We start from the raw sequence: 2,423 nt of genomic DNA on the forward strand, positions 1-2,423 counted from the left end.
CAGGACAAGTACATTAATTCAACAGAGCAGGACGGGGAAGTTTACGCATTCCTCCCCTGAGCTAAAGACTCAGGGGTTTCATGCTGAGGGTTTATGAAAGGGTGATGCAGCTTATTAGAGAAGCTTATGAAAGATACCTTACAACACTTAACTTATCAGGTAACCAGCTGACACAACTGCCACCCGAAATTAAAGAACTTAAAAACCTGACAAGACTTTACTTGAGCTCATCCCAAAACCAATTTTATTTTCATATCAATAAAAGTCTCAAAACTATTTTCATGATATGAAACTCGATTGGTCGTGTGGAATTTGAAATCCTAAGATGCGATTTTATGTTTTGGGATAGGCTCAAAAAGAGGTAAACAAATTCTGAATTGCCGGGAATATTATGAGCATTCGTTTGATATGAGCCTTTTGGCTCTTACTAAAGCTAATCTTGATTACAAGTTAGCTGTTAATTCTAACGCTCTTGGAGCGAAATTATAATAGATGGAGGTGCTTTAGGTTGGAAAAATATATTGCTCTTTTGCGTGGCATAAACATTAGCGGTAAAAACAAAGTGTCAATGCCATTATTAAAGGTGGCATTTGAAGATATGGGATTTTTGAATGTTAGCACCTATATCAATAGCGGAAATGTTCTTTTTTCCAGCGAAAACAATAATGAAAGCGAAATAAGCAGCCGATGTAAAGCCATGATAGAAGAAAGATTTATGTTAGATGTTCCTGTGGTAATCATTTCACTAAAAGAATTGTCGGAAGCGTTGGATAACACACCCAAATGGTGGGATATAAATTCTGATGAAGAAATGATATATCAGGCTATCTTCCTTATTCCACCCATCACTATTGAAGAAGTATATAAGGCTGTGGGAGAACCCAAACCAGAATATGAACAGGTTGGTTATTATAAGAATGTGATTTTTTGGTCTGCACCAAGAGCTACATTATCAAAAACAAGGTGGTATAAAATTGCAAGTTCTTCAGTGAATAACAAAGTAACAATTAGGAATGCCAGCACTACAAAAAAATTACTTTTGCTATCAAATGAGTAAACCTATTATGAGCAAACACCTTAGTGAGCCTTAATTGGCTCTACTAAAGCTAATCTAAAACTTAAGAAAGTGAGGACAACCTCGCCATTATCGGCAAGGTTGCCCTCTTTCTATTTTCACAGTCTTTATGCGAGTATCTGCCAGCTCGTCAATGGCACTGTTGAATTCATACCCGTTCTTACCACAGTCATGGAAATAGAGCTCGGCACCAGGAGCGATATCGTGGACGATTTCAAGCATGGCCGTCCCCTCATCTCCTCCTATTTTATTGCTAAGGACGTGTACGTCAGGAGGAAGGTCCCCTGAAGCCACCGCAGCTCCCAAGCTGTCCACTCCATCCGAGATTATCCATATTTTTATTCCTGCCCCGCTGACCCCGTGGAGCTGCCTGAGCCTGGAGGAATTATGGATCAAATCCCCTTCCGTTGAAACACTTCCGGTCCTTGTGACCGGGGGAAGAACCGTTCTGACTACTTTTACATCCGGCAGGGAAGCCAGCGCTTCAAGAGATGAAACGGGTACCCAGGCTACTGCAATATGCTTATTTTCATCCCGATCCACTACCTCACAGTACGGATCAAGCAGACTGAGGCTTGCGGAAGGGTCCAGGTATATGTAGACATAGACCTTATCCCTATCTTCCGGAGACTTTGTTCCCTCACTTCCTTCGGAACTTGTCATCAATTCGGGAGTGAAAGAGGAAGGACTCAATTGTCCAAGCTTTACCATCCGGGTTTTCAGGTTTTTTGGATCCTCAACTGGGGGCAGGTAATGCTCATCAATCAACTGCAGCAGGTCTGTGGAGAGTTTCTTCCGGGAAGGGCTCAAGGATTTCCTTAGATAAACCAGCCTGCCACACAGCTGCTGCCTGATATGCGTCGAAGCTTTCATCCGAAACCCCTTCAGCCTCCGAGGCAATTTGCATGTCTGCAAAACCCGAAGCAGGGATTCCCGACAAAATTATAAACATTAGAAATAGTGGGACAAATAAGTTAGAAATTTTCTTCTTCATAGTATCAACACGCGAAAGTTCATGAAATATTCTGGTAAATATAAAATGAGTCTTCAAAAGAATAGTTTATTTTTTATTATTCTGAGACTCATCCGATACAAAGCCTTTAGTCATCGTTTTTACGGAAACATCAGCGCCCTCAAATGCTTATAATTTTAAATAAGTATTTGAGTTTACAAATAGAGAAATATGGATAAGAAAGCCAAATATAGTTCCTGAAGCAACCTATTACACTTATCAACGCTTATATTCTCTTATAGCCCCCTCTTTACTTCGTTACTCAGAGAAAGCTTGTAATTCCTTCCTTTCTTTAATGCCGTAATTTACAGTTATCCCCACTAAAAGTACAGCTAA

4 protein-coding genes are annotated in these 2,423 nt (G+C 40.4%); 2 read left to right on the forward strand and 2 right to left on the reverse strand.

Annotated features, from left to right (window positions below; all coding sequences use genetic code 11):
* Positions 1-104 precede the first annotated feature (104 nt).
* Together EO98_RS19530 and EO98_RS04300 are read left to right on the forward strand one after the other, a co-directional pair.
* Positions 105-290, forward strand: a complete 186-nt coding sequence (locus tag EO98_RS19530; RefSeq protein ID WP_369799024.1) for a leucine-rich repeat domain-containing protein — start codon at positions 105-107, stop codon at positions 288-290.
* Positions 291-508: 218 nt separating this feature from the next.
* Positions 509-1,057, forward strand: coding sequence for a DUF1697 domain-containing protein (locus EO98_RS04300; RefSeq protein ID WP_048137530.1), 549 nt, complete (start codon positions 509-511; stop codon positions 1,055-1,057).
* A gap of 87 nt (positions 1,058-1,144) precedes the next feature.
* On the opposite strand, the gene EO98_RS04305 is transcribed toward EO98_RS04300, so the two are convergent.
* Together EO98_RS04305 and EO98_RS04310 are read right to left on the reverse strand one after the other, a co-directional pair.
* The gene (locus EO98_RS04305; protein ID WP_162197882.1) at positions 1,145-1,885 is read right to left on the reverse strand and encodes a hypothetical protein; all 741 of its coding nucleotides are present in this window, start codon (positions 1,883-1,885) and stop codon (positions 1,145-1,147) included.
* Entirely contained in the window at positions 1,836-2,027 is a 192-nt protein-coding gene (locus EO98_RS04310) for a hypothetical protein (protein ID WP_048137533.1), read from the reverse strand. The genes EO98_RS04305 and EO98_RS04310 overlap by 50 nt, the downstream gene beginning before the upstream one ends.
* Positions 2,028-2,423 lie beyond the last annotated feature (396 nt).

This window comes from Methanosarcina sp. 2.H.T.1A.6, assembly GCF_000979455.1.
GTDB lineage: Archaea > Halobacteriota > Methanosarcinia > Methanosarcinales > Methanosarcinaceae > Methanosarcina.